Annotated in this window: 1 protein-coding gene; it reads right to left on the reverse strand. The window is 53.5% G+C overall.

The features are described from left to right. The coding region (locus tag V5T57_RS20785; protein WP_332893186.1) for a hypothetical protein at nucleotides 1–226 on the reverse strand (226 nt) is incomplete at both ends.

Genomic DNA, 226 nt, shown 5'->3' on the forward strand with positions numbered 1-226 from the left:
AGCCTGATCTTTCAGGCCCATGCCATAGGTCACGGTACCTGTCGTATCTACGTCAATGGCGGAAAGTTCTGCAACCGTACCCGCATCCGTGACCGATACATCATAAGAACCGGTTACGTAGCTGTTGGTGTTCGCAGCCAGGGCTGAGGCCTGATCCTTAACACCCAGACCGTAGGTCACCGTACCGCTAGTATCAGCATCAATAGCGGAGAGTTCTGCAACCGTA

Origin of the sequence: Magnetococcus sp. PR-3 (genome assembly GCF_036689865.1) — a bacterium.
GTDB lineage: Bacteria > Pseudomonadota > Magnetococcia > Magnetococcales > Magnetococcaceae > Magnetococcus.